At 54.6% G+C, this 20,633-nt stretch carries 21 protein-coding genes and 3 tRNA genes; 12 read left to right on the top strand and 12 right to left on the bottom strand.

Annotation, left to right across the window (positions count from 1 at the left end):
* Positions 1 to 23 precede the first annotated feature (23 nt).
* Complete coding sequence (locus tag K7H21_RS25630) at positions 24 to 584, bottom strand: fimbrial protein (RefSeq protein WP_139529769.1); 561 nt, start codon at positions 582 to 584, stop codon at positions 24 to 26.
* A 491-nt stretch (positions 585 to 1,075) separates the two neighbouring features.
* Here K7H21_RS25630 and K7H21_RS25625 point away from each other — a divergent pair, with 491 nt between their 5' ends.
* On the top strand, positions 1,076 to 1,633 hold the full coding sequence (locus tag K7H21_RS25625) for a winged helix-turn-helix domain-containing protein (RefSeq protein ID WP_142445977.1): 558 nt from the start codon (positions 1,076 to 1,078) through the stop codon (positions 1,631 to 1,633).
* Between the two features lie 155 nt (positions 1,634 to 1,788).
* Here K7H21_RS25625 and epmB read toward each other — a convergent pair whose 3' ends face one another.
* Complete coding sequence (gene epmB, locus K7H21_RS25620) at positions 1,789 to 2,817, bottom strand: EF-P beta-lysylation protein EpmB (protein ID WP_049112910.1); 1,029 nt, start codon at positions 2,815 to 2,817, stop codon at positions 1,789 to 1,791.
* A gap of 42 nt (positions 2,818 to 2,859) precedes the next feature.
* On the opposite strand from epmB, the gene efp reads away from it, so the two are divergent.
* The 4 genes from efp to sugE all read left to right on the top strand — a co-directional run bounded on the left by efp (position 2,860) and on the right by sugE (position 4,398).
* Complete coding sequence (gene efp / locus K7H21_RS25615) at positions 2,860 to 3,426, top strand: elongation factor P (protein ID WP_004097931.1); 567 nt, start codon at positions 2,860 to 2,862, stop codon at positions 3,424 to 3,426.
* Between the two features lie 72 nt (positions 3,427 to 3,498).
* On the top strand, positions 3,499 to 3,630 hold the full coding sequence (locus K7H21_RS25610) for an entericidin A/B family lipoprotein (protein ID WP_004128026.1): 132 nt from the start codon (positions 3,499 to 3,501) through the stop codon (positions 3,628 to 3,630).
* A 163-nt stretch (positions 3,631 to 3,793) separates the two neighbouring features.
* A complete protein-coding gene (gene ecnB, locus K7H21_RS25605) occupies positions 3,794 to 3,940 on the top strand; it encodes a lipoprotein toxin entericidin B (RefSeq protein ID WP_004097935.1) in 147 nt (48 codons plus the stop codon).
* 140 nt (positions 3,941 to 4,080) lie between these two features.
* Entirely contained in the window at positions 4,081 to 4,398 is a 318-nt protein-coding gene (gene sugE / locus K7H21_RS25600) for a quaternary ammonium compound efflux SMR transporter SugE (RefSeq protein WP_004128029.1), read from the top strand.
* Here the strand turns inward: sugE and blc are convergent.
* The 5 genes from blc to frdA all read right to left on the bottom strand — a co-directional run bounded on the left by blc (position 4,395) and on the right by frdA (position 8,359).
* Positions 4,395 to 4,925: an outer membrane lipoprotein Blc gene (gene blc, locus K7H21_RS25595; RefSeq protein WP_049112906.1), complete on the bottom strand. Its 531-nt coding sequence runs from the start codon at positions 4,923 to 4,925 to the stop codon at positions 4,395 to 4,397. The two genes, sugE and blc, sit on opposite strands and share 4 nt — an antisense overlap.
* A 140-nt stretch (positions 4,926 to 5,065) precedes the next feature.
* Positions 5,066 to 5,425, bottom strand: a complete 360-nt coding sequence (gene frdD / locus K7H21_RS25590) for a fumarate reductase subunit FrdD (RefSeq protein WP_004128035.1) — start codon at positions 5,423 to 5,425, stop codon at positions 5,066 to 5,068.
* Positions 5,426 to 5,435: 10 nt separating this feature from the next.
* Entirely contained in the window at positions 5,436 to 5,831 is a 396-nt protein-coding gene (gene frdC, locus K7H21_RS25585; RefSeq protein ID WP_004128037.1) for a fumarate reductase subunit FrdC, read from the bottom strand.
* A gap of 10 nt (positions 5,832 to 5,841) precedes the next feature.
* Entirely contained in the window at positions 5,842 to 6,576 is a 735-nt protein-coding gene (locus K7H21_RS25580; RefSeq protein ID WP_004128039.1) for a succinate dehydrogenase/fumarate reductase iron-sulfur subunit, read from the bottom strand.
* Positions 6,569 to 8,359, bottom strand: a complete 1,791-nt coding sequence (gene frdA, locus K7H21_RS25575; protein WP_087829763.1) for a fumarate reductase (quinol) flavoprotein subunit — start codon at positions 8,357 to 8,359, stop codon at positions 6,569 to 6,571. Before frdA ends, K7H21_RS25580 begins: the two co-directional genes overlap by 8 nt.
* 275 nt (positions 8,360 to 8,634) lie before the next feature.
* On the opposite strand from frdA, the gene epmA reads away from it, so the two are divergent.
* Positions 8,635 to 9,612, top strand: a complete 978-nt coding sequence (gene epmA / locus K7H21_RS25570) for an elongation factor P--(R)-beta-lysine ligase (protein WP_004128048.1) — start codon at positions 8,635 to 8,637, stop codon at positions 9,610 to 9,612.
* Between the two features lie 119 nt (positions 9,613 to 9,731).
* Here epmA and mscM read toward each other — a convergent pair whose 3' ends face one another.
* From mscM to rsgA, 3 genes are all read right to left on the bottom strand, one after another.
* Positions 9,732 to 13,058: a miniconductance mechanosensitive channel MscM gene (gene mscM / locus K7H21_RS25565; protein ID WP_004128051.1), complete on the bottom strand. Its 3,327-nt coding sequence runs from the start codon at positions 13,056 to 13,058 to the stop codon at positions 9,732 to 9,734.
* A gap of 23 nt (positions 13,059 to 13,081) precedes the next feature.
* Positions 13,082 to 14,044, bottom strand: coding sequence for an archaetidylserine decarboxylase (gene asd, locus K7H21_RS25560; RefSeq protein WP_004128055.1), 963 nt, complete (start codon positions 14,042 to 14,044; stop codon positions 13,082 to 13,084).
* A gap of 94 nt (positions 14,045 to 14,138) precedes the next feature.
* Positions 14,139 to 15,200, bottom strand: coding sequence for a small ribosomal subunit biogenesis GTPase RsgA (gene rsgA, locus K7H21_RS25555; RefSeq protein ID WP_004128058.1), 1,062 nt, complete (start codon positions 15,198 to 15,200; stop codon positions 14,139 to 14,141).
* 94 nt (positions 15,201 to 15,294) lie between these two features.
* Between rsgA and orn the strand changes: the two genes are divergently transcribed.
* Positions 15,295 to 15,840 (top strand): oligoribonuclease, encoded by a 546-nt coding sequence (gene orn, locus K7H21_RS25550; protein ID WP_004097954.1) that lies wholly within the window; start codon positions 15,295 to 15,297, stop codon positions 15,838 to 15,840.
* 41 nt (positions 15,841 to 15,881) lie between these two features.
* Here the strand turns inward: orn and K7H21_RS25545 are convergent, their stop codons facing one another.
* Positions 15,882 to 16,613 carry an arginine ABC transporter substrate-binding protein gene (locus tag K7H21_RS25545; protein WP_004128062.1) on the bottom strand — a complete coding sequence of 244 codons (732 nt, stop codon included), beginning with the start codon at positions 16,611 to 16,613 and terminating at the stop codon, positions 15,882 to 15,884.
* A 286-nt stretch (positions 16,614 to 16,899) separates the two neighbouring features.
* On the opposite strand from K7H21_RS25545, the gene K7H21_RS25540 reads away from it, so the two are divergent.
* From K7H21_RS25540 to K7H21_RS25530, 3 genes are all read left to right on the top strand, one after another.
* Positions 16,900 to 16,975 (top strand) — tRNA-Gly (locus tag K7H21_RS25540).
* An 85-nt stretch (positions 16,976 to 17,060) separates the two neighbouring features.
* Positions 17,061 to 17,136 (top strand) — tRNA-Gly (locus K7H21_RS25535).
* Between the two features lie 24 nt (positions 17,137 to 17,160).
* A tRNA-Gly gene (locus K7H21_RS25530) sits at positions 17,161 to 17,236 on the top strand.
* A gap of 269 nt (positions 17,237 to 17,505) precedes the next feature.
* Here K7H21_RS25530 and queG read toward each other — a convergent pair.
* The gene (gene queG, locus K7H21_RS25525; protein ID WP_024360250.1) at positions 17,506 to 18,645 is read right to left on the bottom strand and encodes a tRNA epoxyqueuosine(34) reductase QueG; all 1,140 of its coding nucleotides are present in this window, start codon (positions 18,643 to 18,645) and stop codon (positions 17,506 to 17,508) included.
* Positions 18,646 to 18,658: 13 nt separating this feature from the next.
* On the opposite strand from queG, the gene nnr reads away from it, so the two are divergent.
* Both nnr and tsaE read left to right on the top strand, forming a co-directional pair.
* Complete coding sequence (nnr, locus tag K7H21_RS25520) at positions 18,659 to 20,170, top strand: bifunctional ADP-dependent NAD(P)H-hydrate dehydratase/NAD(P)H-hydrate epimerase (protein WP_223035915.1); 1,512 nt, start codon at positions 18,659 to 18,661, stop codon at positions 20,168 to 20,170.
* A complete protein-coding gene (tsaE, locus tag K7H21_RS25515; protein ID WP_004128070.1) occupies positions 20,163 to 20,624 on the top strand; it encodes a tRNA (adenosine(37)-N6)-threonylcarbamoyltransferase complex ATPase subunit type 1 TsaE in 462 nt (153 codons plus the stop codon). The genes nnr and tsaE overlap by 8 nt, the downstream gene beginning before the upstream one ends.
* Positions 20,625 to 20,633: the final 9 nt, after the last annotated feature.

The following is a 20,633-nucleotide window of genomic DNA, read 5'->3' as shown; positions in this document are numbered from 1 at the left end:
CCTGAGGCAGGCCCTATTGAGTATTAGTAGGTGATGGTAAAGGTAGCTACACCTTTAACTGCGCCATCGGTAACGCCGGCAGCGGTTTTAACATATGCTGCTTTGTAGCGCAGGTAAGATGGGGTACCCGCAGTATAAGCGACAACTTTAGGTGTTGTGCCTGTGAAGCTCACGCGAGAACCATCGGTGTTAACAACAGTCACTGCTGCGTTGGTTGCTGGGTTTACAGCGGTGTTAGTCAGCACGTTATCCTGGCCGCTGATATAGTCGCCGGTTACGGTCACGTTGAGGTTACCAGTGTAATCGGTTGCGCCTTTCTGGCAATCTTCAATTTTGTATTCAATATCTTTTGCAAGAGACATATACGGCGAGTTTACGGCCTGGCCTTCCAGGATAGAGGCTTTAACATCATCCAGAGTTAAAGAACCTCCCTGGATCTGCGCTGATGGAGTAACGTTACAGGACTCACCGGTATCAGTGACGTTGCCCAGAATTGTTAGTTGAGAACTGTTCCCTGCCGCGAAAGCCTGAGCGCTCAGAACTGCAGAAGCAGCGACCATTACAGCTACGATTGTTTTTTTCATTTATTTAATCCATTTATAGATACTAAAGTCCTGAATAGATACTCGGCCCGGTTGTTAATTAATGATATTGGTAATAACTAACATCCCGTATCTATGCCTGAGCTCTATCGTTTTCTTACTCCTGCCGCCGCTATTGCGTATAGCTAGTATACATAAAGCGTACTGTACCGGAGCGGGAACAAATCTAAGTGTAGGGTAGACAAAATGCATGTGAATTCTGCTTGAATTTAAACCTCGTTTATTGAAGGTTGCAAATTCATAAAGAGATTTCGTGGATAATAATGAGCGTGTCTGGAACGTATAGTTGTAAATCAGTCTTCCCTTTGGTTCAAATATCATGATAATATTATCTTTGCTCTGGGAAGAGCGGGAGCTTATCCGTAAAATTATCTAATCTGGCAGGCTTAAAGGGATGTACTGTGTTTGCTAAAGGTGAATTTGAATTTAATTCATCTTTATTTCATATGGAATGGTGAAGGGGGGTTGGAATTATGATATTCAATGAATATATCATTAATAATGAAGTTATATTTAATGTAAATATGAATGAGTTGCAGCCCGTAGGGGAAAATGGGGATAGCGTGACCCTGAATGCGCCAACTGCACGCTGTCTTCAACTTTTACTGGAAAGCAATGGGAAGATTATATCCAGAGAAGAGTTTCTGGATATAGTATGGAAAACCAGAGGTGTTGTCGTTTCCCAGAATACTTTCTATCAAAACATTTCCTTACTAAGAAAGTCGTTAGTAAAAGCAGGGTTGTCGCAGGATATTATTGTTACTGTAAGGCAGAGGGGGTTTGTTCTTGCGGCTGGTTCACATATTGCCTCATTCTTCCGAACGGAGGAAAAACAGCCTGAAAATGTACAGAGCACCGCGAGCACATCCTCGCCCCCGGTTGAGAAAAATGTGATTCATAATTTAGCCATTCAGGATGACGCCCCAAAAAGTTTCAGTGGCAATAAAGCAACAGAATTCAAATTACCTGGGTGGATCTTACCCTTGTTATTGGCGATGACCGCAGCAAACATTCTTTCTCTTTTTTTGTAACTATTAATGAATGAAGTTACAGCTTACTTTTATATTTGCTTTTACTTTCTTCTGGAGAATACTCGTTTTACGAAAATTATAAGTCGTTAGTATTTATACACAGTGAGTAATGGCAAGTAGGTAGTCTGCCAGGCAGTGCCCGGCAGACGGATTGGTTATCGCTGCTTTAATCCTAAGTCCAGGGGAGTCTTACTTGGTTCTCCGCCGATTTCCCGTGCAAGTTTTGGTACTAAATAGCCGGATATCAGGGTGAGCAGTTCGCGCATGATGGTTCTGGCCTCTTCGTCACTGACCATAAAATGGGCCGCCCCCTGCACTTTGTCCAGAACGTGGAGATAGTAGGGCATGACGCCAGCGTCGAAGAGCGCATTGCTCAAATCGGCAAGCGTATGCGCGTTATCGTTTACGCCGCGCAGCAGCACGCTTTGGTTCAATAAGGTTACGCCAGCCATACGCAGCTTTTTCATGGACGAACGAAATGCCGCATCAATCTCGTTAGCGTGGTTAACATGGTTTACCAGCAGTACCTGTAGCGATGATGCAGAAATACGGGCAACCAGCGTATCGGTAATACGCGCAGGAATCACAACGGGCAACCGGCTGTGGATACGTAGGCGTTTGATGTGCGGAATAGCTTCCAGCTGCGTCAAGAGCCAGTCGAGCTCATGATCCTTCGCCATGAGCGGATCGCCACCGGAAAAGATGATCTCATCGAGTCGGGGATGCGCCGCAATATACTCGAGGGCCATCTGCCAGTTACGTTTATTGCCCTGATTTTCAGCATAGGGGAAGTGACGACGGAAACAATAACGACAATTTACCGCACAGCCGCCTTTAACCAGCAACAACGCGCGGTTGCTGTATTTATGCAGCAGGCCCGGCACAACGCTATGCTGTTCTTCCAACGGATCGGTAGAGAATCCTGGAACATTAGTAAACTCTTCCTGAGAGGTAAGTACCTGACGAAGAAGAGGATCATTAGGGTTGCCTGGTTCCATACGGGCAATAAACGCTCGTGGAACACGCAATGCGAACAGGCGCTTAGCATCGCGCCCTGCCAATAGATTCGCATCAGCGTCTACATTTAAAAGATGCAGCAGTTCATCAGGACTGGTCACAACATCGGCAAGTTGCGTTAACCAATCTTCTCTGGATGGGGTATTTAGGGTTACAATATGCGCCATTTTGTGGCTTAGCTACCAATTAACAAAATTTCAGAGGGCCTTATGGCGACTTACTATAGCAACGATTTTCGTGCCGGTCTTAAAATCATGATGGACGGCGAACCTTATGCAGTTGAAGCCAGTGAATTCGTTAAACCCGGCAAAGGCCAGGCTTTTGCACGCGTTAAGCTGCGCCGCCTGCTGACCGGTACTCGCGTTGAGAAAACTTTTAAGTCTACTGATTCTGCTGAAGGCGCGGACGTTGTCGATATGAACCTGACTTACCTGTATAACGACGGTGAGTTCTGGCACTTTATGAATAACTCTACTTTCGAACAGCTGGCTGCTGACGCTAAAGCCGTTGGCGATAACGCGAAATGGCTGCTGGATCAGGCTGAATGCATCGTGACCCTGTGGAACGGTCAGCCAATTTCCGTCACCCCACCAAACTTTGTTGAGCTGGAAATCGTTGAAACCGATCCTGGCCTGAAGGGCGATACTGCCGGTACTGGCGGCAAACCTGCAACGCTATCCACTGGCGCAGTAGTTAAAGTTCCTCTGTTCGTACAGATTGGCGAAGTCATCAAAGTGGATACCCGCTCTGGCGAATACGTATCCCGCGTGAAGTAATCTGGACGATGAGATGGTTGGCGCAGCCGCAATGCTGCGCCCTCTATAATGTCGAAACTGCAGGCAAGGAAGATGAACGCTACGCTGAAACTTTTGCTACTGTTAGTTCTGGGCGGGTCGCTGCTTACCGGGTGCAACACGGCTCGTGGCGTTGGCGAGGATATCCAGAGCCTGGGTCATGCTATTTCTCACGCCGTCAGTTAATCTTATTTCATCAGGGAATTCTTATTCACACTCCCCACGCGCAATCCTATTCGCTCGCGTAATTTCTTTTTCTCTTAAAAATCGCCGCGTTTCCCTCATCCTGGAGCAGTTTGTCTATGCTTATAGAGCACGATAACTAAAACTGGTTAATAAGGATGACATTATGGTAAAAAAAGCGATTGCAGCGTTCTTTACGGTTTTGGCTCTTTCCTCTGTACTGACTGCATGTAACACCACGCGCGGTGTTGGTCAGGATATTTCAGAAGGCGGCAGCGCGATTTCGGGCGCCGCGACCAAAGCTCAGCAATAGACCATGGCGGTACGGCCGCTGGTCGTACCGTTCTTCCTCACCTTACCCACGTCGTGTATAATTCCTGCGGAATATCATCTACCTTACGGGACGACCTGTAAGCGTTTCACATCTGGGGACGGCCCCATTAAAGGAGCCATATGTCCTGGTTAGTTCTGTTTATCGCTGGTCTGCTGGAAGTTGTCTGGGCAGTCGGTCTGAAATATACCCACGGTTTTAGCCGTCTGGTGCCAAGCGTGATAACGATTGCCGCTATGGTCATCAGCATGGCGCTGTTGTCATGGGCGATGAAAACGTTGCCCGTAGGGACGGCTTACGCCGTTTGGACCGGAATCGGCGCGGTCGGCGCAGCCGTGACGGGTATTATCCTGCTGGGTGAATCCGCCAGCCCGATGCGCATTGCCAGCCTGGCGTGTATTGTGATTGGCATCATTGGCCTGAAAATGAGCGCGCATTAATACTGCTGATTGACCCATAGCAGTTTGCTCACGTCGAATCCTTGCCGGGTAGCGATATCCAGCATCTGCTGCTTCACTTCCGGCGGGATTTTCGGCGTGCGCGCCAGTAGCCAGAGATAGTCGCGATCGGGTCCACAAACCAGCGCGTAGCGATAATCCTTATCCAGCGCCATCACGTTATAGCTGCCATAGAAGGGGCCGAAAAACGAGACTTTCAGCGCGGCTCGCGTGGGCTCTCCGGTAAAGTAGGCGACGCCATCGGTTTTTTGCCACATACCCCGGTCTGGGTTGTAGCCTTTATTTACCACGTTCAGTCCGCCATCATCGCGCAGGCTATACGTTGCGGTGACCTTTTCTAAGCCGCTTTCAAAACGGTGATCGAAGCGGGCAATCTCATACCAGGTGCCAAGATAGCGTTGAGCGTCGAAGGGGCTAACCACGGTTACGCCAGGAGGCGGCACCGGAGTACTACAGGCTACAAGCAGAAATGAAGCGGCAACAACCGCAAGAACGGGTAGCAGACGCATAATTTTTTCCTTGCCAGTTTTAAGCTAAGTGTAGAGCCAGGCAGGAAAAATGTGGCAGAATTTTCTTGAGAAGCGAGCCCGGTAACAGAATGCTACCGGGCTTATTGCGGCTGAGGTAAAAGCCGCGTACGGCTATTCGTTTAGATGAACAATATGCCGACCAGTGTGACGATGGTCAGAATCGCCGCAAGGCCGTAGAAGACCCATTTACCGTTGGGTACGTGAATTTTTAAATCGTGCATTGCATGGTGAATACGGTGAAGCCCGCACCATAGAGGCAGAACAATCATCAGGAAAATGAATGCACGGCCAATAAAGCTATGGGCAAAAGCCAGCACGCGTTCATAGCTGAAGGCGTCGGCAGGCGCGAGGCCAAGCGGCAGCATAATACCTACCAGCAGCACAATGACGGGGGCGATAATCGCTCCCCACATGCCGCCAGCGCCAAACAGCCCCCAGAATACCGGCTCATCAGAACGTTTTGGGTTGGGATTAATCATTCCAGCCTCCTTACCAGAACAGCGCGACAAACAGGATCACCACGGTGACGACCGCAGTGACGACCCAAAGCCCTTTAATAATTGGCTCAGGTCCCATTTTCTCGCCTTTAAGGATAATATTGGCGGCTTTCGGCGCCAGCTCAAACCAGGTTTTGGTATGCAGTAGCGCGGCTGCAAGCGTGATCAGGTTTAGGATCACGACAATCGGGTTTTGCAGGAAACCGACATAGCCCGCCCAGCTCTCCGCGCCATGCTTCAGTGCGAACAGCCCGTAAATCAGCACGATGCTGAACCAGACCGTGGGTACCGCCGTTCCTTCACGCAGCATATAGAAGCGATAAAACGGCAGCTTTTTCCACCAGGTGGACGGCATCGGCCGCACGTAGGGTTTGCGTTTAGTCGTCATACAGCACTCCTTAGCGTGGTTTCAGGGTGGCGATAAGAAAGTCTTTCGAGCTTTCTACCTTGCCCTGCTGGATCGCGGCCGCCGGGTCGACGTGTTTCGGGCAGACTTCGGAGCAGTAGCCCACGAAAGTACATGTCCAGACGCCATTCTGGCCGTTAAGCTGCGCCATACGTTCCTTTTTACCGCGATCGCGGCTGTCTTCGTTGTAGCGATGGGCGAGGGTGATCGCCGCCGGACCGATAAACTCCGGATTAAGACCAAACTGCGGACAGGCCGCATAGCACAGGCCGCAGTTGATGCAGCCAGAGAACTGGTGGTACTTGGCCATTTGCGCCGGCGTCTGCGTGTTAGGCCCCTGATCGGGCGTGCGTGGGTTGCCAATGATGTACGGCTTAATGGCTTCCAGGCTTTCAATAAAGTGAGTCATATCGACCACCAGATCGCGCTCAATCGGGAAGTTAGCCAGCGCCTCGACTTTAATGCCTTTGGTGTATTCACGCAGGAAGGTTTTACAGGCCAGCTTTGGCACCTTGTTCACCATCATGCCGCAGGAACCGCAAATCGCCATACGGCAGGACCAGCGGTAGCTGAGGTCCGGCGCGAGGTTGTCTTTGATATAGCCCAGAGCATCAAGCAGAGAGGTTTGCTCATCGTAGGGAACTTCATAGAAAGCGCTGTGCGGTGCAATGTCCACTTCCGGGTTGTAGCGCACCACTTCGACTTTCATATTTTTCATCTCAGCCATTCGTCGTCTCCTTCTTCTCGGCTGCTTCCGCTTCCGCACCGTACACGCGTTTTGCCGGCGGCAGAGTGGTGATTTTCACATCACTGTACTCCAGGCTGGTATTACCGTCGGCATCGCGGAAGGCGAGGGTATGCTTGAGGAAGTTGACGTCGTCACGCTCGGTGCAGCCTTCGTCCAGACGCTGATGCGCGCCGCGGGACTCTTTACGCGCGAGGGCGGAGTGCGCCATACATTCGGCGACGTTCAGGCCATGACCCAGTTCGATGGTGTACAGCAGGTCGGTATTGAACACGCTCGAGGTGTCGGTGATACGCACGCGCTTGAAGCGCTCCTGCAGCTCGGCCAGCTTATCAACCGTTTTCTGCATAAGCTCCGGCGTACGGTAGATGCCGCAGCCTTCTTCCATTGACAGCCCCATTTCGTCACGAATCTTCGCCCAGTTCTCGTTACCTTCTTGATTAACGAGTTCTTTCAGGCGGTTCTCGATATCGACGACCTGGGCGTCCAGCGCAGCGCTATTGGCTTCGCCCGCTTCGGTTGCGCGCTGCATGGCCTGCTCACCGGCCAGACGACCAAACACCACCAGCTCCGCCAGGGAGTTGGAGCCAAGGCGGTTGGCGCCATGCAGGCCGACAGAAGAACATTCGCCCACGGCAAACAGCCCTTTGATGCGGGTTTCACACTGCTGGTCGGTTTCGATCCCGCCCATGGTATAGTGCGCGGTCGGACGTACCGGAATAGGATCTTTCACCGGATCGACGCCAACGTAGGCTTTCGAGAGTTCGCAGATAAACGGCAGACGTTCAAGCAGCTTTTTCTCGCCCAAATGGCGCAGATCGAGATAGACCACATCGCCTCGCGGGGTAGGGATCGTGTTGCCCTTACGCCATTCGTGCCAGAAAGCCTGGGAGACTTTATCGCGCGGACCCAGCTCCATATATTTATTTTTCGGTTCGCCCAACGGGGTTTCCGGACCCATGCCGTAATCCTGCAGATAGCGGTAGCCATTCTTGTTGACCAGAATTCCGCCTTCGCCGCGGCAGCCTTCCGTCATCAGAATGCCGGAACCCGGCAGACCGGTGGGGTGATATTGCACGAACTCCATATCGCGCAGCGGTACGCCGTGGCTGAGCGCCATACCCATACCGTCACCGGTGACGATACCGCCGTTGGTATTGTAGCGATACACGCGTCCTGCGCCGCCGGTCGCCAGAATGACCGCGTTGGCGCGGATCTGCACCAGCGTACCTTCCATCATATTCATCGCGACCAGACCGCGAGCCTGGCCATCATCCACCAGAATATCCAGAACGAAATGTTCATCGAAGCGCTGGATTTGCGGGAATTGAAGCGAGGTCTGAAAAAGGGTGTGCAGCATATGAAAGCCGGTTTTATCGGCAGCGAACCAGGTTCGTTCGATCTTCATACCGCCGAATCGCCGGACGTTGACGCTGCCGTCCGGGCGGCGACTCCACGGGCATCCCCAATGTTCGAGCTGGGTCATTTCCGTCGGGCAGTGATGAACGAAGTAGTCAACGACGTCCTGTTCGCACAGCCAGTCGCCTCCTGCAACGGTGTCGTGGAAATGGTACTCGAAGCTATCATGATCCTGCGCGACGGCAGCGGAACCCCCTTCAGCAGCAACAGTATGGCTGCGCATAGGATAGACTTTTGAAATTAGAGCGATTTTAGCATTTGGATTAGCTTGCGCGGCGGCTATTGCGGCGCGAAGACCTGCTCCGCCTGCGCCTATTACGGCAAGATCGGCTTGAAAAGTTTGCACGACATTCCTCCAGTTTTTGTTTATTTCGCCGCCGGGCTGGCGAAAACGTATCACTGCTCCTTTATAGGTAAGGAGTATAGCCGTAGGGTCATAAGGGAAAATTGACGTGTTCGATTTTTTTATCGTTCTGTGCGGTTGTTTATCTGCTTGCTTTATGTTTTTGGGTTATCAACAAATTAAGTGTATGTAACGCGTTTACGTATTCGCACAAAATTTGTTTCATCTGCCAGTTACGAGTAGACTTCGTGCCCTTGTTTCAAATCGGAGAAAGTACCATGAGCGAAACGGCAACCTGGCAGCCGAGCGCATCCATTCCAAATCTGTTAAAACGTGCAGCGGTGATGGCGGAAATTCGCCGTTTCTTTACCGACCGCGGCGTGCTGGAGGTGGAGACGCCCTGCATGAGTCAGGCGACGGTGACGGATATTCATATGGTCCCGTTTGAGACGCGTTTCGTTGGTCCTGGCCACTCTCAGGGGCTGAACCTGTACCTGATGACCAGCCCGGAGTATCACATGAAACGCCTGCTGGCGGCCGGCTGCGGCCCGGTGTTTCAGCTATGCCGTAGCTTCCGCAATGAAGAGATGGGGCGTCACCATAATCCGGAATTCACCATGCTGGAGTGGTATCGTCCATGCTACGACATGTACCGCCTGATTAATGAAGTCGACGATCTGCTCCAGCAGGTGCTCGACTGCCAGCCGGCCGAAAGCCTCTCTTACCAGCAAGCCTTTCAGCGTCATCTGGAAATCGACCCGCTGTCGGCGGATAAAACCCAGCTGCGCGAAGCGGCGGCGAAGCTGGATCTGAGCAATATCGCCGATACGGAAGAGGACCGGGATACGCTGCTTCAGCTACTCTTCGCCATGGGCGTCGAGCCGCACATCGGTAAAGATCGGCCAACGTTTATTTATCACTTCCCGGCAAGCCAGGCGTCGCTGGCGCAAATTAGCACCGAAGATCACCGCGTGGCGGAGCGCTTCGAGGTCTATTACAAAGGCATTGAGCTGGCGAACGGTTTTCATGAGCTGACCGACGCGCGCGAACAGCAGCAGCGTTTTGAGCAGGATAACCGCAAGCGTGCTGCTCGCGGCCTGCCGCAGCAGCCAATCGATCGTCATCTGCTGGCCGCTCTGGAAGCCGGGCTGCCGGATTGTTCCGGCGTAGCGCTGGGCGTTGACCGCGTTGTGATGCTGGCCCTGGGGGCTGAAAGCATCGGTGAGGTCATTTCGTTTACCGTCGACCGTGCCTGATCTTCCTTTCCGCTTTCCTGCCGGATATTGACGGAGATGACCGCCGATGTACGGCGGTATGGTTGATTGTCCGGTCGTGCGACCGTTCTGGCCTTGCCTGCGTTCAGGCAAGGCCGTTCTTACAGACTGCCGGGGGCGCGGCTGGTTTTCCCTGCCGAAGTCAGCGCTCTGCTGCTTTTTCTGCCATCAATGCTCTCCAGACGCATCTGGAACGGCGGGAACGGCATATCGATCCCGTGCTCGCGGAATCCGGCCAGAATCAGCTGATGCATCTCGTGGCGCAGCGGCATACGGTGACCCATTTCGGCGGCGTAGATACGCAGCTCGAAAATCTGGATCCCCTGCTGCAGGTCAACGAGGAACGCTTCCGGCGCCGGGGTATCGATAACTAACGAACAGCGGTGCGCGGCATTTAACAGGATCTGCGCAACCTCTTCGGTATTGGCATCCACCGGCGCAGGCACCGTCAACACTACGCGGGTCACGGAATCCGACAACGACCAGTTGATGAACTGTTCGGTGATGAACGCCTTGTTCGGCACGATAATCTCTTTACGGTCCCAGTCGCTGATGGTCGTGGCGCGGGTATTAATACGCGTCACGCTGCCGGTGAGATCGCGAATAGTGACCGTATCGCCAATCCGTATTGGTTTCTCAAACAGAATAATCAGGCCGGAGATAAAGTTGGCGAAGATCTCCTGCAGACCAAAACCGAGACCGACGCCGAGGGCGGCAATGAGCCACTGCAGCTTGGCCCACTCGATGCCAATCATCGAGAAGCCGACCAGACCGCCAATCAGCATCAGCAGATATTTAGTGATGGTGGTGATGGCGTAGCCGGTGCCCGGCGTCAGTTCCAGATGCTGGAGGATCGCCAGTTCCAGCAGCGCGGGCAGGTTGCGCACCAGTTGGGTGGTAATAATCAACACCAGGATGGCAATCAGCACCGCGCCGAGGGTAATCGGCTCCAGGCTCTCAACGCCCTGCACCGTAGAGGTGACGTCCCACAGCGAGATATTCTCCAGGAAGCCAAACGCGGAGTGGATTTCTGACCACAGCACGATAACCGACACTAGCGCAATCAGCATCAGCAGGGAGCGCACCAGACGTAACGACTGGGTACTGATGGCATCCAGATCGACCTCGCTGACCTCGGCTTCCATTGAACCTTCCGGGCTGCTGGTATGCTGAGCCTCTTCTTCACCACGCGCGCGCTGGGCGAGGATCTCCGCCCGTCGATGCTTGGCGCGATCGAACGCCAGGCGGCGGCGCTGGATCAACATCCAGCGGCGAATGATGTGATAGACCACCAGCAGCAGGAACCAGATGGCGACCGAGGTTTCGAGCCTGGCGAGCAGCGCCTGCGCCGTGGCGAGATAGCCGATCGCCGCCGCCAGCATCGCCACCAGCGGCGCGCCGAGCAGCATATTCCACAGCAGCCGGTTCAGCATATTGTCGCCGCTGCCTTCTTTGTCGAGATACAGCGGGATGCCGGCGCGTTTCAGGCTCAGGGTCACCATCGCCAGCGCGCCGCAAATCAGCATAAAGCAGAGGCGGCCCAGCGAGGCGGAGAATTCGCGATCGTTGAGGTTATCGAAGGTAATCAGCGCCATAATCAGCGGCACGATCAGCCCGATGCTCATCAGGTAGTAGCGCATCGCTTTGCTGACGCGGCTACGCGGCCAGCCGAAGTGGGCGATGAACAGGCCGTTTGGGCGGGCGAATGTAGCGCAAATCATCACCACCCACAGCAGCGGCACCGTAGCGGTAACGCTATCGCCAATGGCGACCGCCAGCGGGAAAGGCCAGGCGGCCTGCAGGCCATAGCCCAGCGTCATCCACAGTACCGGCAGCGGCGAGGCCACCAGTATTGACCAGAACACCGTGCGCAGCGTGAGCCAGAAGTGATCCTGCGTCACCTTACCGACGCGCGCGCTGGAGCGCTCAAGGAAGCTGGTGAAATGGCGTCGTGAGCTAATACTGAACCCCACCAGAATGAGCGCGACGAAGAGCGGCAGCAGGGTCTCTTTGCTGGTCAGCATCATCATGCTGGCTTTGCCGAGCTGGCTCATGGTATCGAGCGAGATCAGACGGCGTAGGTCCTGAACGATCTCCAGCGGCCATGAGAAGCCGATTGGGCTGACGTCGGAGGTCCAGAACAGATAGCGGTGGGTCGCTTCGTTGATCTCTTTAAGCGCATCTTCAAGCTGGCCGTTGGCGACTTTCAGCTTGGTCAGTTCGAGCATAAGCGTATCGCCGCCGCGTAGCAGGGAGTTGAGCAACTCAGTCTGCGTACGCATCTGAGCCTGCAGAATACGGTTCTGCTCGCTGGTGAGCGGCTCCCCATCCGCCTGACGAATTTGTCTTAGCTGAGGCTGCTTGCCGAGCTGATCTTCATAGCGCAGGCGCTGCACGCGCAGCTGAGCCATTTCGGTATCCAACTGCTGCGGTCGCGGGATTTCCGGCAGCCGCGCAACCTGCGCGCGCAGGGCTTCGCCAAGCAGATTGGAAGAACCCAGCCACTGAGACTGCTCGCGCAGGGTGTTTAGCGCCTGACGCACCTGGAGAGTTTGATTGGTCGCCTGGCGCTGCTGCGAGGCGATCAGATCCATGCGCTGCGCCTGCTGGTTGAGCGCCTGCGACAGCTCGCGGTTAACTTTAAACTGCGCCACGATATCCGGCGGCAGGTTTTCGCTGTTTTCCGCCAGTAGTTCGGTGCTTTCCAGCGCTTTCTCCGCCTCGCGCTGCCGTTGGTTGTTTAGCTGATTACGCAGCGCTTGTAGCCAGGCGTCGAGCTGTTCGCTCTCTTTCTGCGCCAGCTCGGAGCGCAACCGCGAAAGTTCCTGGCGGTTATTGGCGGAGAGCTGGGCCAGATCCAGCTCATCGACCAGCGCTTTCAGCCGCGCGGACTCCGCCTGCAGGCCAAGATTCTGCGCCTGCGCCAGCGGCGTATTGCTGTTTTGTGCGCCAACCCGGCGCTCAACCTCGTTCAGTTGGCGGCGGGCATCGCTCTGCTGCTGCGGCAGCTGGTTAAGCGAATCGGCGATATCGCGGGCGCGATCCTGCTCCTGCTGAGCTTTACGGCTGGCTTCCAGCAGCTGGCTGCTGACCTGGAGAATCTCCTGGTTCAGCGCATCGGAGGAGAGAGTAGTGGAGACCTGGCGCGGCTCATCGCTCAGATTATTGAGCTGCGCGCGCAGGTTTTGCGACAGTTTGGGGAAGTTATCGATAACGTCCTGGTACTGACGGACGCGCTCAAGGGAAGCATTACGCTCCTCAAGGGCGTTGAGGGCAGATTGCAGGACTTCGACGGTCTCAGGCTGGGCGGGCTTCGCCGCCTTCGCCTGTTCCAGTTCCTGAGCTATCTGTTTAGCATCCGGGGCTGTCGCTGCGTACGCCCCAAAACTGAGGCACCAGGCCAGCAGGAAAGTGTATATCAGGCGCACGGCGTGACCTTTTCTTTCAGGAATTAACCTTTGTCTTGTTTATCGTCAACCAGCGGACTGGCGGCGTGTTCCGCGCGGACTTCTTCTTCTGCCAGCGGCGCGGGCTCGGCCGGCGCTACGGCTTCAGGCGCGGTTGCCAGCGGCTGGCCTATTTTAGTGACCGACAGGCTGTGTAACTGCTCAATCAGCGTCACCTTGCCTGGCGAAAATAGGTTGATCACCGTGGAGCCCAGTTTAAAGCGGCCCATTTCCTGGCCTTTCAGCAGGGCGACAGAGCCTTCGCTATCACCAGCAGGCCAGGTCCAGCGCTTAATGATGCCTTCGCGCGGCGGCGTGACGGTACCGGACCACACGGTTTCGATGCTGCCGACGATGGTGGCACCGACGAGGATTTGCACCATAGGACCAAACTCAGTATCGAACAGGCAGATGACGCGCTCGTTGCGAGCAAAAAGATTCGGCACGTTTTGTGCGGTCAGGTGGTTTACGGAGAACAGATCCCCCGGCACGTAGATCATTTCGCGCAGAATACCGTTGCATGGCATATGCACGCGGTGGTAATCGCGCGGCGAAAGATAGGTGGTGACGAAGCTGCCGTTACGGAACAGGTCCGCCATCTGGTAGTTACCGGCCAGCAGCGCTTCCAGGCTGTAGTTATGGCCCTTAGCCTGCAAAATTTTGTCGTCTTCAATGGCGCCCAGTTGGCTGATGACGCCGTCGGCGGGCATCACCAGCACGCTCGGGTCGGTATTTAACGGACGCACGTCGTCGCGCAGCGGACGAACGAAGAAGTCGTTAAAGGTACGGTAGCTGGCGGTATCAGGCTTTTGCGCCTCTTTCATATCGACCTTGTAATATTTCACGAACAGATCGATGACCAGTTTTGTCAGCCAGCCTGCTCGTTTGCGTGCACCCCAGCCTGCGAGGCGGGTGAGCCACAGTTTAGGCAGAATGTATTGCAGTGAAAGTTTAAGATCGTTTAACAAGGTAGCCTCCAGGCCATTATTTGTCGTTCCTGGCCCCGCGGAGCAGCGGAGCCTGAAAAAAGGGGGACGATTCTAACGATGCTCAGCTTAAATGTCAGTCATCGGTTGATGAAAAGCTTTTACGCGTTTTTACCTGTACCTGCGCCATGCTTTCCAGAATGCGATGGTAGTTTTCAAACCGGCTTTCGGCGATTTCACCCTTCTCAACCGCTTCGCGAATGGCGCAGCCCGGGTCATTGTCGTGCTTGCAGTCGCGGTATTTGCACCGGCCTAAATAATCATGGAATTCGACAAAGCCGTGGGTGATTTGTTCCGCGTCGAGATGCCACAAACCAAACTCGCGTACGCCCGGCGAATCAATCACATCGCCGCCGTGCGGGAAGTGGTACAGGCGCGCGGCCGTGGTGGTGTGCTGCCCCAGTCCTGAGACGTCCGAAACGTCATTGGTGAGGATTTGGTCATCATGCAGGCCCAGCAGCGCGTTCAGCAGGCTGGATTTGCCTACCCCTGACTGCCCGGCAAAGATACTGATACGATCGGTGAGCGCCTCTTCAAGCGGCTTCAGGCCATCCTGCGTGCGGCTGGAGACCATCAGTACGCGGTAACCAATATGGCGATAAATATCCATTTGCTCGTTGACGAAGGCCATGCTCTCCTGATCCAGCAGATCGATCTTGTTAAGTACGATCAACGGCTCGACGTTTAGCGCTTCGCAGGCCACGAGATAGCGGTCGATAATATTCGGAGAAAGCTCAGGCAAAATCGCGGAAACAATGACAATCTGATTGATATTGGCGGCGATGGGTTTGACGCCGTCATAGAAATCCGGACGCGTCAGTACGGAAGTTCGTTCATGGACGGCCTCGACGATGCCCTTAACGTTGACGCCGTCAGCTTCGCTTTTGCCAGGCCGCCAGACCACGCGATCGCCGGTGACCAGCGAACGGATAGTGCGGCGTATGTTGCAACGGTGGACGCTACCGTCGGCGGATTCGACATCGGCATGCATGCCAAAGCGGCTAATGACTGTCCCTTCAGATTTTTCACCGAACAGGTTGTCGTCAAAATCGGCCTTCTCCGAAGTCGTTTTCAGGCGGCGCTGGTGGTTGGCCTTCACGCGGCGCTGTTGGCCTTTGGAGAGTTTATTTTTACTCAATCGAACTGGCTCCTGGTCGCCCTGTACGGGCAAAACCTCTATGATACACGCTATTTTAGATGAATATAGTGACGTAAGAAGGGTGGAAAATAACATGAGTGCAGATGAAAACAACCTGATTTGGATCGATCTTGAAATGACGGGGCTGGATCCGGAGCGCGATCGCATCATCGAAATCGCCACCCTGGTGACCGACGCGAATCTGAACATTCTGGCGGAAGGGCCGACGATTGCGGTACACCAGTCAGACGCGCAGCTGGCGCTGATGGACGAGTGGAACGTGCGTACCCATACCGGCAGCGGGCTGGTGGAACGGGTGAAGGCGAGTACCCAGGGCGATCGTGAAGCCGAACTGGCGACTATCGAATTCCTCAAAAAGTGGGTACCGGCAGGTAAGTCGCCAATCTGCGGCAATAGCATCGGCCAGGATCGTCGCTTCCTGTTTAAATATATGCCGGAGCTGGAAGCATATTTCCATTACCGTTACCTGGACGTCAGTACGCTGAAAGAGCTGGCTCGTCGCTGGAAGCCGGAAATTCTCGACGGCTTTAAGAAACAAGGTACGCACCAGGCGATGGACGATATTCGCGAATCGGTCGCGGAACTGGCCTACTATCGCGAACACTTTATTAAGCTTTAACGCCCGTGCCGGGGCCAAGAACGCCCCGGACATTCCCCTGCCTATTTAAACCACTTCTGTTCCATGGCCTGAAACTCCGGTGAGGCTTTTACGACTTCCAGAGCGGCATTAATGTTATTCAGCAGCTCAGGATCGTCTTTACGTACCGCAATGGCGTACTGCTTACCGTAGTAGCCGGGATCCGTGGCGCGTTCGTCCATCATGGCGTAGTCGGGGTTATCCTGGAGCCATTTCGTTAACGTCTCCTGATCGCCCATCACGCCGCTAATGACGCCTTCTTTCAGCGCGCTCAGAGCGCTTTCGTCGCTGTCGTAAGGCACCGCATGCACGGCTTTTTGTTTGTCCCGCAGATAGCGCTGATGAAGGGTGCCTTTTACGACGCCGATTTTTTTATCCTTCAGATCGGCAAAGGTGTGGGCGGCGTCTTTCGCTGTGACAACTACGCCGGACAGCGCCTGACGATAGGGATGGCTGAACGCAACCTGCTTTTCTCGCATTGGAATCACTTCGATACCGGCAATCACGGCGTCGAATTTCTTAAAGCGCAGCGCCGGGATGAGGGTATCGAACCCCTGGGGAGTGAATTTGCACTCGACCTGCATCTGCTTGCACAGCGCGTTGGCCAGGTCGATATCAAAACCCGTGGGCAGATTTTTACCATTGACGGTTTCATACGGCGGATTGGCCGTCGTTGTCCCAAAATGTAGCGTTGTTGCCGATGCTGTTCCTGTGGCAAGCGTGGCCAGCAGCAGGACGGTAAGCGCTTTTTTCATTTTATTTCCCTGGTTGTCATCGTTGTTGACCGTCAGCGGGCGATATCCGCCTATAAACTTGAGCGATTTTGCGCCTTTAGCGGGCCCGGAAAAAGTGATTTTGCCGCATTTGCTGGTTATTTAGACAATTCAGGCCGGTGTGTGGTGATAAAGTGGTCACTTAAACCAAAAACGAAAAAAATTGCGCTCAGGGGGGTTGCAGGTAAATCGAATTCTCGTATAATGCGCCTCCCGTGACGAAGCAGAAATGCAAATCACGACGCCATAGAAATATGGCCAGAAGTATGCGGGAATAGCTCAGTTGGTAGAGCACGACCTTGCCAAGGTCGGGGTCGCGAGTTCGAGTCTCGTTTCCCGCTCCAAAATTTGAAAGTACCATCCTAATCACAGGATTTCGAGTTGCGATAAAGCAGCTAACGCAGAAGCGACTTGAAAGACAAAGATTAAGCGGGAATAGCTCAGTTGGTAGAGCACGACCTTGCCAAGGTCGGGGTCGCGAGTTCGAGTCTCGTTTCCCGCTCCAAAATTTGAAAGTTACCACACCCAAGCGGGAATAGCTCAGTTGGTAGAGCACGACCTTGCCAAGGTCGGGGTCGCGAGTTCGAGTCTCGTTTCCCGCTCCAAATTTCTTCTCATATTCAGTTTATCCACAGCGCAACTACGCGTCATGGATGCTTTTCGCGATGTCCTGAAAATACTGTGAACAGAGTTATCCACAGGTTAGTCTTTCGTCTTTTCTCAGGAAAACACTTCACTATGTAAATAGTATTCTTATATGTGCCTGAAACGTAAGGGTTAAATTTCATTTCAAAGTGTTAATCCGATCACTTGACGAACGTCTGCCCGTTGAAACGCAATGTGTTTTTATTTTTATTCACACCCTGTGAATGAATCAGGCGTCGCGCGGTAGCCCTTTTTCAACCACCCTGACCAGCCGTAGCTTCTTGGGCAATTGCACCTCAACCACATTGGCATTTCGTTTTGCCATTTGCTGCGTCATCGCCCACTCGATGTGTTCATCGAGAAGTGGGTGCTCACCCCGGCGGCTCTCCAGCGCCTTGAGGTTGGCTTCATCCCAGGGCGCATTGCCCAGCGCGACGGCAATATTACGTAGCCAGCGCAGATGGCCAATACGGCGAATAGCCGATCCCTCCGTCACTTTTAGAAAATATGACTCGCTCCAGGTGAAAAGCTCCAGTAGCTCTGGGGCATGCAACGCTTTGCGCGGGCTGAAATCGTCTTCATCAGTCAGCTGCGCGAAGCGGTTCCACGGGCAAATCAGCTGGCAATCATCGCAGCCGTAGATGCGGTTACCGATCAGCGGGCGGAACTCTTCCGGGATGGCGCCTTCCAGTTCAATCGTCAGATAGGAGATACAGCGTCGGGCATCGACGGTATAGGGCTCGACGATGGCGCCGGTTGGGCAGATAGTCATGCAGGCCACGCAGCGCCCGCACTCTTCCTCGACGGGTTGGTCGATGGGGAGAGGGAGGTCGATCAGTAGCTCGCCGAGGAAAAAGAACGAGCCGGCATCGCGGCTGAGGATGAGTGAGTGCTTACCTGTCCATCCCAGCCCTGCTTTTTCGGCTAAAGGGCGTTCAAGAATCGGCGCGGAATCGACAAAAGGTCTAAAATTGAGCGAAGCACACTGCGCCTGAATCATCTCACCTAATTTTTTCAGGCGATGACGTAACAGCTTATGATAGTCCCGTCCGAGGGCGTAACGGCTAACGTAACCCCGCGCGGGATCTTTCAGGGTGCGGGCGAAAGCGGCATTAGCAGGCAGATAGTTCATCCGCACGCTAATCACGCGTAAGGTACCTGGCTGGAGTTCATGAGGGCGCGCGCGCATCATGCCATGGCGCGCCATCCACTCCATTTCGCCGTGGTATTGTTTATCCAGCCACGCCTGCAGTTTAGGTTCGCTGGCGCTGAGATCGGTATCGGTAATACCGACCTGCTGGAACCCCAGCTCTGTGCCCCACTGTTTGATTTGCTGCGCTAAATGATTGAGATCGAGGGGCTGTGACATGATGGACCATACGATGACGAAAAACACCGACAGTATACCACATATCATCTGGCCGGCGGAGGCGCTACGGCGGGCGGAAAAAGAGGCGGCGGATGCCCTTGGGCTGACGTTATATGAGCTGATGCGCCGTGCGGGCGAAGCGGCTTTTGAACTTGCCTGCGAACAGTATCCAGGAAGCCAGCACTGGCTGATTCTTTGCGGCCACGGTAATAACGGCGGAGACGGCTACGTGGTGGCGCGCCTGGCGCAGGCGCGCGGGATTCAGGTCACGCTGCTGGCGCTGGAGAGCGAGAAGCCGCTGCCGGAAGAGGCCAGCCTGGCGCGTGAAGAGTGGCTCAATGCCGGCGGGTCGATTCACGCCGCGAACATCGTCTGGCCTGAAGATATCACATTGATTATTGACGGTCTGCTCGGTACCGGGCTACAGAGCGCGCCCCGGGAAAACGTCGCTGAGCTTATCGCGCATGCTAACGCTTATCCGGTGCCGGTTGTCGCGCTCGATATCCCCTCAGGTCTGAACGCGCAGACAGGTACGACGCCAGGCGCGGTTATCCATGCCGCTCATACCATCACGTTTATTGCGCTTAAGCCGGGGCTGCTGACCGGCAAAGCTCGCGATGTCGTGGGCCGCCTGCATCATCACGCTTTAGGGCTTGACCGCTGGCTGGCAGGCCAGACGACGGCAATCAGTCGATTCGATGCCTCGCAGCTTTCCGACTGGCTGCCGCCACGACGCCCAACCTCGCACAAAGGCGACCACGGTAAGCTGGTGATTATTGGCGGCGAACCGGGTACGGCGGGAGCCATTCGGATGAGCGGGGAAGCGGCGCTGCGTGCGGGCGCAGGGCTGGTGCGCGTCCTGACTCATAAGGATAATATCGCCCCCGTTCTGACCGCCAGGCCGGAGCTGATGGTCCATGAACTGACATCCCGCGCGCTTGAGGAAAGCCTGCAATGGGCGGATGTCGTCGCGATTGGGCCGGGTCTTGGTCAGAGCGAGTGGGGTAAGAATGCGCTGCGCCAGGCGGAGAATTTTCGCAAACCGATGGTCTGGGATGCGGATGCGCTGAACCTGCTGGCAATCAATCCCGATAAACGTCACAATCGCGTGCTGACGCCGCATCCCGGCGAAGCCGCCCGTCTGCTGAACGTGAGTGTGGCAGAAATTGAAAGCGATCGCTTACATTCTGCACAACGTCTGGTAAAACGTTATGGTGGCGTTGTGGTGCTAAAAGGTGCAGGAACGATCGTGGCGAGCGAAACGGGCGAAATGGCTATTATCGACGCCGGTAACGCTGGGATGGCCAGCGGCGGGATGGGCGATGTGCTGACCGGTATTATCGCCGCGTTGTTAGGCCAGCGCCTGACGCCGTATGATGCTGCCTGCGCCGGATGCGTTGCTCATGGCGAAGCTGCCGATCGGCTGGCGGCGAGACATGGCACCCGCGGAATGCTGGCGACCGATCTTTTTTCCACGCTCAGGCGTGTTGTTAACCCGGATGTGATTGACGTAGACCATGATTAACCGAGTGATTCCTTTACCCGATGAGCAGGCGACTTTAAGCCTTGGCAACCGCGTCGCGCAGGCATGCACTGGCGCGACGGTCATCTATTTGTATGGCGATTTAGGGGCGGGTAAGACCACCTTTAGCCGCGGTTTCCTTCAGGCTCTCGGTCACCGTGGCAACGTTAAAAGCCCAACCTACACCCTCGTCGAGCCTTACAGTCTCGATAATTTGATGGTCTATCACTTCGATCTGTATCGCCTGGCGGATCCTGAGGAACTCGAGTTTATGGGGATCCGCGATTATTTTACTGACGATGCTATCTGCCTGGTGGAATGGCCGCAGCAGGGCACGGGAGTACTGCCGGACCCGGATGTTGAAATTCACCTTGAGTATCAGGCACAAGGGCGTGAGGCGCGCGTAACCGCGGTCTCCTCATTGGGTAAGTCTTTATTGGCGCGTTTGGCTAATTAGCCTGAAGGA

This window comes from Klebsiella sp. CTHL.F3a (assembly GCF_019890895.1).
Taxonomy (GTDB): domain Bacteria; phylum Pseudomonadota; class Gammaproteobacteria; order Enterobacterales; family Enterobacteriaceae; genus Klebsiella; species Klebsiella grimontii.
Note: the sequence above shows the minus strand (reverse complement) of the source record. Positions and strands in the feature narration are given on the sequence as shown.

What these genes read in the sequence shown, in the direction of transcription:
- K7H21_RS25630 (WP_139529769.1), bottom strand. Translation starts at nt 584, where the DNA reads ATGAAAAAAACAATCGTAGCTGTAATGGTCGCTGCTTCTGCAGTTCTG.
- K7H21_RS25610 (WP_004128026.1), top strand. Translation starts at nt 3,499, where the DNA reads ATGAACGCTACGCTGAAACTTTTGCTACTGTTAGTTCTGGGCGGGTCG.
- ecnB (WP_004097935.1), top strand. Translation starts at nt 3,794, where the DNA reads ATGGTAAAAAAAGCGATTGCAGCGTTCTTTACGGTTTTGGCTCTTTCC.
- efp (WP_004097931.1), top strand. Translation starts at nt 2,860, where the DNA reads ATGGCGACTTACTATAGCAACGATTTTCGTGCCGGTCTTAAAATCATG.
- sugE (WP_004128029.1), top strand. Translation starts at nt 4,081, where the DNA reads ATGTCCTGGTTAGTTCTGTTTATCGCTGGTCTGCTGGAAGTTGTCTGG.
- frdC (WP_004128037.1), bottom strand. Translation starts at nt 5,831, where the DNA reads ATGACGACTAAACGCAAACCCTACGTGCGGCCGATGCCGTCCACCTGG.
- tsaE (WP_004128070.1), top strand. Translation starts at nt 20,163, where the DNA reads ATGATTAACCGAGTGATTCCTTTACCCGATGAGCAGGCGACTTTAAGC.
- queG (WP_024360250.1), bottom strand. Translation starts at nt 18,645, where the DNA reads ATGTCACAGCCCCTCGATCTCAATCATTTAGCGCAGCAAATCAAACAG.
- K7H21_RS25625 (WP_142445977.1), top strand. Translation starts at nt 1,076, where the DNA reads ATGATATTCAATGAATATATCATTAATAATGAAGTTATATTTAATGTA.
- K7H21_RS25545 (WP_004128062.1), bottom strand. Translation starts at nt 16,613, where the DNA reads ATGAAAAAAGCGCTTACCGTCCTGCTGCTGGCCACGCTTGCCACAGGA.
- blc (WP_049112906.1), bottom strand. Translation starts at nt 4,925, where the DNA reads ATGCGTCTGCTACCCGTTCTTGCGGTTGTTGCCGCTTCATTTCTGCTT.
- frdD (WP_004128035.1), bottom strand. Translation starts at nt 5,425, where the DNA reads ATGATTAATCCCAACCCAAAACGTTCTGATGAGCCGGTATTCTGGGGG.
- orn (WP_004097954.1), top strand. Translation starts at nt 15,295, where the DNA reads ATGAGTGCAGATGAAAACAACCTGATTTGGATCGATCTTGAAATGACG.
- nnr (WP_223035915.1), top strand. Translation starts at nt 18,659, where the DNA reads ATGACGAAAAACACCGACAGTATACCACATATCATCTGGCCGGCGGAG.
- K7H21_RS25580 (WP_004128039.1), bottom strand. Translation starts at nt 6,576, where the DNA reads ATGGCTGAGATGAAAAATATGAAAGTCGAAGTGGTGCGCTACAACCCG.
- epmA (WP_004128048.1), top strand. Translation starts at nt 8,635, where the DNA reads ATGAGCGAAACGGCAACCTGGCAGCCGAGCGCATCCATTCCAAATCTG.
- epmB (WP_049112910.1), bottom strand. Translation starts at nt 2,817, where the DNA reads ATGGCGCATATTGTAACCCTAAATACCCCATCCAGAGAAGATTGGTTA.